At 56.3% G+C, this 7,463-nt stretch carries 10 protein-coding genes; 1 reads left to right on the top strand and 9 read right to left on the bottom strand.

Annotation, left to right across the window (positions count from 1 at the left end):
* On the bottom strand, positions 1 to 206 hold a 206-nt coding region (locus JJU47_RS11645; protein ID WP_228619561.1), incomplete at its 3' end, for a PadR family transcriptional regulator.
* A 127-nt stretch (positions 207 to 333) separates the two neighbouring features.
* Between JJU47_RS11645 and JJU47_RS11640 the strand changes: the two genes are divergently transcribed.
* On the top strand, positions 334 to 648 hold the full coding sequence (locus tag JJU47_RS11640; RefSeq protein WP_029334845.1) for a thioredoxin family protein: 315 nt from the start codon (positions 334 to 336) through the stop codon (positions 646 to 648).
* Between the two features lie 28 nt (positions 649 to 676).
* On the opposite strand, the gene JJU47_RS11635 is transcribed toward JJU47_RS11640, so the two are convergent.
* From JJU47_RS11635 to JJU47_RS11600, 8 genes are read right to left on the bottom strand one after another with little or no spacing between them, the layout of a single operon-like run.
* Positions 677 to 1,612, bottom strand: coding sequence for an NAD(P)/FAD-dependent oxidoreductase (locus tag JJU47_RS11635; protein ID WP_228619559.1), 936 nt, complete (start codon positions 1,610 to 1,612; stop codon positions 677 to 679).
* Positions 1,609 to 2,190, bottom strand: coding sequence for a CDP-alcohol phosphatidyltransferase family protein (locus JJU47_RS11630; RefSeq protein WP_029334843.1), 582 nt, complete (start codon positions 2,188 to 2,190; stop codon positions 1,609 to 1,611). The genes JJU47_RS11635 and JJU47_RS11630 overlap by 4 nt, the downstream gene beginning before the upstream one ends.
* The gene (locus JJU47_RS11625; protein ID WP_034799099.1) at positions 2,184 to 3,077 is read right to left on the bottom strand and encodes an ABC transporter ATP-binding protein; all 894 of its coding nucleotides are present in this window, start codon (positions 3,075 to 3,077) and stop codon (positions 2,184 to 2,186) included. Before JJU47_RS11625 ends, JJU47_RS11630 begins: the two co-directional genes overlap by 7 nt.
* Positions 3,074 to 3,775, bottom strand: coding sequence for an ABC transporter permease subunit (locus JJU47_RS11620; protein ID WP_228619557.1), 702 nt, complete (start codon positions 3,773 to 3,775; stop codon positions 3,074 to 3,076). Before JJU47_RS11620 ends, JJU47_RS11625 begins: the two co-directional genes overlap by 4 nt.
* Positions 3,772 to 4,548, bottom strand: coding sequence for an ABC transporter permease subunit (locus JJU47_RS11615; RefSeq protein ID WP_228619554.1), 777 nt, complete (start codon positions 4,546 to 4,548; stop codon positions 3,772 to 3,774). The genes JJU47_RS11620 and JJU47_RS11615 overlap by 4 nt, the downstream gene beginning before the upstream one ends.
* Positions 4,535 to 5,710, bottom strand: coding sequence for an ABC transporter substrate-binding protein (locus JJU47_RS11610; RefSeq protein ID WP_228619551.1), 1,176 nt, complete (start codon positions 5,708 to 5,710; stop codon positions 4,535 to 4,537). The genes JJU47_RS11615 and JJU47_RS11610 overlap by 14 nt, the downstream gene beginning before the upstream one ends.
* Before the next feature lie 18 nt (positions 5,711 to 5,728).
* A complete protein-coding gene (locus JJU47_RS11605) occupies positions 5,729 to 6,475 on the bottom strand; it encodes an SDR family NAD(P)-dependent oxidoreductase (RefSeq protein ID WP_228619548.1) in 747 nt (248 codons plus the stop codon).
* Positions 6,472 to 7,449: an MBL fold metallo-hydrolase gene (locus tag JJU47_RS11600; RefSeq protein WP_228619545.1), complete on the bottom strand. Its 978-nt coding sequence runs from the start codon at positions 7,447 to 7,449 to the stop codon at positions 6,472 to 6,474. The genes JJU47_RS11605 and JJU47_RS11600 overlap by 4 nt, the downstream gene beginning before the upstream one ends.
* Between the last annotated feature and the right edge of the window lie 14 nt (positions 7,450 to 7,463).

Raw genomic sequence — 7,463 nt, 5'->3', positions numbered from 1 at the left:
TAAATTTTCTTATCAGGCAAGTCGTGTTGCGTCACATGTTCGGACGAGACGAGCGCCTCGTCTTCCATCTTCAACAGCTCCCGATAAATCTGTGTATGATGGGCGTGCCAGAAGTGAATCATTTGTGCTTTGAACGTCGCGTTCAAGGCATAGCCGGTCGCAGGCTGATGGGTCAACAACCCGAGTAGTGCATGACGTAACGCCATAACCATCACCTATCCCTTGCGTTCTATTTTCTAAAGTGTATCACATATTCACGATGGACCGAGAACGCCAATCGGTTGACGGACGGAGAAAAGACACAGACAATGGAATGGAAAGGGGAGATTTCTCATGAAACCGATTCAATCAGATCAACAATTCCAAGAAGCGATCCAACATAACGGGATGGTCATCTTCACGACGTCATGGTGCCCGGATTGCCGCCGGCTCGACATGTATGTCGACGAGCTCGTCAAAGATTATCCGCAGTTCAACTGGTACGTCGTCGACCGCGATGAGTTACCGGACTTGTCGGATACGCAAGAAGTTCGCGGCATCCCGTCTCTTCTCTTCTATCAAGACGGCGTGAAACAAGAACACCTCCACTCGGCGAATGCCAAGACAGAAATGCAAATCCGCTCGTTCCTCGACACGTTGAACGCTTAAACAAATGGACGGCCTCGGCCGTCTTTTTTTATGCCCGGAATCGCTTCATATAGCGGCTGTCGATCCAACGCTTCACGTAATAAGGAATACGCCCGTGCCACGCCAGTGTCCCGAACGTCAGCAAGGCATGCCGTGGAACGGTGAGCAAGATGTTAAGTGACGTCCGCGATTCAAACGGCTTCCTGTCCCCGAGCAAGTATGCCGCGACATGGCGGCCGGACCGGACCGCGTCGACACCGCCGTCAAGTCGTGACGCCATATCGCCAGTGATGAAGATTTCTTTATGGACGACGTGACGCAAATAACGATCGGTTTCAATGAAGTGTCCGGAAGGTGCCAAGCCTGCCCTTGTCCACCAGTCCACCGGTCCAACCCCGGCCGCGTCAAGGACGAGTCCGTCATGGAACGGCACGCCGTCATACTTCTGCGAGACGAGCGTCACCCCGCTCTTCACGAGACGGCGCATCATGTGCCGTTGGATGTGAACCGGCAGAACCGGCAACACTTCATCAGCGTAAAGCGTGACGTGGCGTTTCGTCCGGATACAGGCGAATGCGAGTTCGACGCCGGCTTTGCCGCCCCCGACGACGGTGATGGACCGGCTTGAGAGGATCCGTTTGAGCCCGGTCTCCGTCATCGGCTTCACACCGAAGCCGATGCCACGACTTTCCGCTCCGGTCGCAAGCACTAACGTATCATACGGAATCGGACCGACGTCCGTATTGACGATGCGCTTGACCGGGTCGAGAGAAACGAGTCGTGTCGCGACACGCTCGACGCCTGGCCGAAGGTAGACGGTCGCCGTCTTCGTTTCCCGGGCGAGCACTTGCGGGAACGCACCCGTGTAAATCGTCGTTTCCCCGCCGATGTAGGACACCTCGTAACGCTCTTTCAATTCATCCAATCGGTCGAGAATTTCCAATTGCCCGTGGCCGAGACCGACTAAGACGAGATGCGGCTTCATCGTAAGATCCGCCGCGCTTCCATCATGCGCTGGATGATCGTCACCACTTCAAGGATGAGAAAAATCGTGGCGATGACGCCGACAAATGCCGGGAACAAGATCATAAGCGTGAACAAGATGAAACATTCCGTCCGTTCGAGCAGACCGGGCTGATAATAAAACGACTTTTCCGTCCGGCGCGAACTGCTCGCCCCGACCGCGAGGAATAGCGTCATCGCGACGACGAACGAGGCCAATAAAAATAAAAATACCGGCATATGTTCCGGATAACGCAAAGCGAGCGCCACGACGACCGAAATCTCGACGATTCGATCAAAGACGAGATCGAGGACGGTCCCAAATCCAGTCTTTGTCGAGCGACGGGCCATCGTTCCGTCCAACACATCGAACAGGCCTGACAGCCATAATAAGATGACGGCCGTCCAGTGCATGTCATTATAAATGAAAAAACCGACCGACACACCGATGATTCCGCCGAGGATCGTCACTTCGTTCGGCGTGAACTTCCACTTTAACAACCGATCGGCTCCCCGCTCGACGACAGGGCGGACCAATCGGCTTCCATACGTATCTAACATTCAACCACTCCTTGCTTTTTCCGTAACTGATACTCACGACCGACTTCAAACGAAGCGTCGCACGGCAAGATGACGTACTCTCCTGACAGACGCCGATATTCACCGAGACGTACACCGAAGCGGGTCAGCTCACGGACGAGCACAACCGGCTCCCCGGTCGGTTCCCGTGAGACTTCGATCCGGGTCAACGGATACAGCACTCCGTCAAGCTCGATGAAGTCGCCGAACGTCGGCTCTTTGGCGCTGAGTGCTGTCGGCGTCCCGGTCGTTCGCACGGCTCCGTTTTCGAGCAACGTGACACGGTCCGCGACGAGCATCGCCTCTTCCCGATCGTGTGTCACGAGAAGCGCCGTCAAACCGAGATCGGCGACGAGCTCACGAATCAACTGTTGCAACTCATACTTTAACACCGGATCGAGATTCGTGAACGGTTCATCGAGCAAGATGAGACGCGGCGAAGCAGCGAGCGCACGCGCGAAGCTTGCCCGTTGTCCTTCCCCACCGGACAGTTCGTGCACCTCGGCGTCGAACCTCCCTTCGAGACGGACGCGCCGGAGCCATTGCTCGGCATCGGCTTTTGAACGATCCGGTGTCGCGAGGAGCACGTTCTCCCCGACCGTCAAATGAGGGAAGAGGAGCGGTGTTTGCGACAACATCGTGATTTTCCGCTCGTGTGCCGGGACACCGAGCAGCGAGATGTCGTTCCATGTCACTGTACCGGCATCCGCCGTCTCGAGACCGGCGATGATGCGCAACATCGTTGTTTTCCCAGAACCGCTCACCCCGACGAGGGCGTGGATCTCGCCTTCGCTGACAGAGAAGTCGACGCCGGCCAACACGTCACGCTGTTTGAATCGTTTTCTTATGTTCGTCACTTTTAGACTCATCGCAACCGCCCTTTCATCACTTTCATCCAAATTCGCATCAAGTACCCGATTCCGCCATACAAAAGTGCCGGAATGAGCACTAACAACCACGTGTTCTGCAACGCGAGCGAGACGTCGTTGCCCGCATACACGTGATAAAGTCTTGTCGTCACCGTCGGCACAAGGCCGGCCCCGATCAATTGAACGAGGACAAACTGACCGAGGACGACGACGGTCGACATGAGCGCGATCGTCCGTACCGTCTCAGTTAAGAGCGGGACGAGGACGAATTGCACACGCCGGACCGGCGGTAAGAACAGCGCCTGTTCAAACAACGGCCGTCCGATCACATACATCGCATTGTAGGCGATCCGAATCGAATACGGGAGCGTCACGGCCAGTAAAACGGTGAGCACACCGAATTGCGTGCCTACGAGACCGAAACGGACAAGGGCGACGTACATACCGAACGTACTCGCCAGCGCCGGTACAAACAACGGTAAAAAGAGGAACCATTCGACGAACGGTCGCCATCTGGATTCGGTGAAAAGGAGCCACCACGCCGTCCCGAGTGCGAGCCACACGTTCAAACCGGCCAACACGAAGACGTGGACGATCGTATTGGCGACTGCCTCATCGAACACGAGCGGCGCTGGCATGCTTGAGAACAAGCCGATGAACGGCAACAGCAGCACGATGAGGAAGAGGATGCGTTTCATCGCCTCACCCCTCTCTCGATGCGTCGTCGTCGCTTCGCCGTCAACGCATATGACAACAACACCCCAGCAAACAAGATAAGCGCCCAGATGAGCGCGACAGCGTACGCCTCACTCTCATTCAAAAACAAACCGGTCGTCAAACGGTCGTAGGCGAGCACCCCGAGCAATTTCGGGAACGTCACGCCGAGGAGGGCCGGCACTTCGTAGGCGAATGAGATGAACGCCACTAAAATCCAGAACGAGTCGAGAAGCGGTTTGATCAAGAACGGCCACTCCGCAACGGAAAACTGTTGCCACGGACTCAGTTGCAGCGTCTTCGCCATATCGCGATAGCCACGGTTCAATTGCGCGTAACTGCCGAGCATCATCAAGAAGACGAACGGCACTTCTTTCCACACATACGTCAAGATGACGACGAGGTGGTGTCGCTCGTTTGACGCGATGAGTCCAAACCCCGGAAACCCGCCGGAGAACAATAAGTAAAACAAATACGCGCTCGCGATATGCGGGACGAACAGCGGCCAATTCAGCCAAAATGACAGCCACGTCCTGCCGTTCACATAGACCATCCGAGCACAAATCGTCCCAATCACGAGGGACAGAAACGTCGAGACGAGCGTCACGTAAAGCGTGACGGCAAGGCTCGCCCGCCACGTCTCGTCTTGTACGAGCGACCATACGTCCGTGCCGACCGCCTCCCGCAACAAGAACAAGACGGCTGTGAGCGGCAAGAGCGTGATGAGGCTGCTGATGACGACGTTAACGCGCGACACGCGGCCATCCCTCTCGGACGAGATCGATCACGTCCGGACCATAGTCAGCGATTTGACGTTCGGCCAGTTCGATCGGATCGGGATAAGTGACCCCTTCGTCGAGCGCTAAAAAGGCTTCTCGGTCAGTCTGGTCGAGCTTCTCCACGTCAAGAGACGTCCCGTCCCCCCAATACGTGTCACTTTGTTTCATCAGTTGCGCTTCCGGCGATAACAACTCCTCGATGACGACGACCGCCCCGTTCGGGTTCGGCGCGTTGAACGGGATGGCGAGAAAATGAGTCGAGGAGATGGAATGGTCCAAGACGAGCGCCCGCGTCCCGTCCGGAAACACGCCCGCGTTCACTTCCGCCTCGGCCCGGCGCTCGTTGAACCCCATCGTCATCCATACCTCGCCTGAGGCGTAAAGCTGATCGAGTTGAGCGAGCGATTTCGGATACGTCTCGCCTCGTTTCCACAAGTTCGGCGACCAAGCGGCCAACTCGTCCCAAAATTCATCAGGGATCGTGTCCATGTCTCGCATCGCATCCCCGTACTCGGCGTACAACAAGTGACGGATAAACGCGTTGCCTGTAAAGTCCGTCACTTCAGGATACGTGAAACGGCCCGGATTTTCCTCGGTCCACCGACGGAGTTGATCAAACGTCTCGGGTGGATTTTTGACTTTGTCCGCATCGTAATGCAAGACGAACTGGACGTTGCCCCAAGCGACTTCCAACCCTTCTGTCGGAATGCCGGCGTCGGTCGCTTGTGCCGTCTCATTCAACAAAGCGGCGTTCGGGATGGCGTCGAGAATATCTTCTCGTAACAAGTCCGCCTCGGCCGCGTTTCGGAAGTTATCCCCGTTGATCCACATGAGGTCGATCGTTCCGTTCGCCCGCTCCGCACGCTTGTCGAGTGACACTTGACGGACGAATTCGGCCGTGTCCATCGGCACTCGGTTCAATTCAATATCGTATGCCGCCTCGAGCCGAGGTGCGACGAATTCATCGAGATATCGATTGATCCCGTCATCGCCTCCCCATAAGTAAAAGTTCACGGTCGTCTGTGCCGCTTCTTCAGCCGCCTGTTCGAACGTCGGCGCCAGTTCGGCCCGTTCCGTCCCGCATGCGGCTAACATGAGTAACGCCGTCAGCCAAGCACAGCGTTTCACTATTCGAATCATACGTCTCCCCCTTGCCGTTTACTTTTTATCAAATCCCCGTTTTGCCAGCCGCTCGAACCAGACCGGGCACATTGCGTACACCTTTCCGCCGAGATTCATCCACCACGGGGCGTTCACTTCCCGTTCCGACCGTTCGTACGCTGTCACGACGCGACGGGCCAATCGTTCCGGAGACAACATGATTCGTTTGACGCTCTGCTCGTACCGTCCGCTCTTGTCGGCCCGCTCGAAGAACGGCGTCGCGATCGGGCCAGGATTGACCGTCAATACGTGGACGCCTTTCGGTTTCAACTCGAGCCGGAGCGCGTTCGAGAATTGAAGGAGGGCGGCTTTCGACCCGGCATAGACGGCCGACTTCGGGGTCGGTACTTTCGCCGCCTGCGAACAGACGTTGATAATCGTCCCGCCTTGCCTCATCCGTCTCGCGCAGTCACGTGACACAATCATCGGCGCGACGGCGTTCAATCGCATCATTTCTTCGATGACGTCTGTCGATTGGTCGATGACCTGGTCGAACTCTCCGACGCCGGCGTTGTTCACCCATCCATCGATCGGACCGAAAGAACGTTCGACACAATCGACGAGCGTCTCTGCTTCAACCGTGACATCGGCGACGATCCAGTCAGCGGACAATCTCGTCCCGAGTTCTCGCAACCGCTCCTCGCTTCGCGCCACTAACGTCAACTTGTACCCTCGTTCATAAAAAGAATGCGCCAAGGCGGCACCAAAGCCGCTCGACGCACCTGTGATCACGATATGTTTCATTGCACCACTTCCTCCGTCCGTTCGTATACCCATTTTCGATCCACGAGCTGTCGTTTAATATGTCCCCGTTCTTCTAACAATGTCAGACGGGCGAATACTTCGCTGAAGACGAGCGGCATCGCCCGGCGCATCTTGCGGCCGTACAACCGCATCGACCAGTCAAACACGCTCAAACCGTCGACCCAATCGTCAAGCAGTTGCTCACTGCGGTCGTACCGCTGCCCGATTCGGTCCTCGATGAGCGGGTGCGGATGCAGGATCGGGTCGCCGTGACCGCTGACGACGAGCTTCAAGTCGAGCGCCTTTAGTTTTCTGAGCGAGTCGAGATAGAGGAGCACCGGTGAGGCGAATCCTTCCCCTTCATATGGCTGTTCGATGAGCGGGTTCGGTTCCACCCCATCAATCAAATGATCCCCGGCGATGAGGACGTTTCCCGGACCAATCAGCCCGAGTTGGTCACTCGCATGGCCCGGCAGATGAATTGTTTTCCACGCCCCGTCCGAAGTTAACGCCTGTCCGTCTTCAAACGTCATCGACACGGTCGTCGGGCCGATCCAGCGCAACGCCTCCCGGTAGTCAGGCAATTTGGCGACGATCGACTCAGGCGTCCCGAACCAATGCGCCAAGTCGTGCAAAAATTGATTGCCTCGTTTAATGAAGTTCGGTGTCTGCTCCAAATAGCGGACGAGCTTTTCGTGACCGTACACCGGGATCGAGGCGTCACGCAATCGCCATGCTTGGCCGGCGTGGTCCGCATGGTGGTGTGTCAAAAATAAAAAATCGATATCGTCGAGCGACAACTCGAGTTCGTGCAATTGCGCGTTCAGCGATGCCCACGCTTCTTCCGTGTCCGGCCCGCAATCGACCATGAAAAAACGATTCATATGTTCGACGATATATACGTTTACATTTCCGACCTCAAACGGTGTCGGAAGATCAATTCTTGCCAATTGGCTTGAAATCCAGTTCGCCACGTCCCCACAACCCC

Source organism: Exiguobacterium sp., assembly GCF_020832205.1.
GTDB lineage: Bacteria > Bacillota > Bacilli > Exiguobacteriales > Exiguobacteriaceae > Exiguobacterium.
This window is presented reverse-complemented; position numbering and strand designations above follow the sequence as displayed.

What these genes read in the sequence shown, in the direction of transcription:
- JJU47_RS11640 (WP_029334845.1), top strand. Translation starts at nt 334, where the DNA reads ATGAAACCGATTCAATCAGATCAACAATTCCAAGAAGCGATCCAACAT.
- JJU47_RS11635 (WP_228619559.1), bottom strand. Translation starts at nt 1,612, where the DNA reads ATGAAGCCGCATCTCGTCTTAGTCGGTCTCGGCCACGGGCAATTGGAA.
- JJU47_RS11630 (WP_029334843.1), bottom strand. Translation starts at nt 2,190, where the DNA reads ATGTTAGATACGTATGGAAGCCGATTGGTCCGCCCTGTCGTCGAGCGG.
- JJU47_RS11625 (WP_034799099.1), bottom strand. Translation starts at nt 3,077, where the DNA reads ATGAGTCTAAAAGTGACGAACATAAGAAAACGATTCAAACAGCGTGAC.
- JJU47_RS11620 (WP_228619557.1), bottom strand. Translation starts at nt 3,775, where the DNA reads ATGAAACGCATCCTCTTCCTCATCGTGCTGCTGTTGCCGTTCATCGGC.
- JJU47_RS11610 (WP_228619551.1), bottom strand. Translation starts at nt 5,710, where the DNA reads ATGATTCGAATAGTGAAACGCTGTGCTTGGCTGACGGCGTTACTCATG.
- JJU47_RS11605 (WP_228619548.1), bottom strand. Translation starts at nt 6,475, where the DNA reads ATGAAACATATCGTGATCACAGGTGCGTCGAGCGGCTTTGGTGCCGCC.